The following is a 272-nucleotide window of genomic DNA, read 5'->3' as shown; positions in this document are numbered from 1 at the left end:
AACTGTTTTTCAACAAGTTCTTATCTGCATCACCGCCGATGGATGTGCATTATAGACCATTAAGATCCCTTTGCAAGGGGTATTTCAGCCTTTTTCTATCGAGTGCCGTTTTTTTCTACTATTTTGCGAAAAAAGTGATATACATGGCTTTTTTTTAGACGTTTCAACCACTTTTATTAATTTTATTTTAGGAAAATACAGCTCATCTTAAATTTTTGATGTCTTCTTATTCTTATATAGTTGTTATAGGTATATATAGCATTCTCTATTCC

This window comes from Acinetobacter sp. DMC2 (genome assembly GCF_056314305.1).
This window is presented reverse-complemented; position numbering follows the sequence as displayed.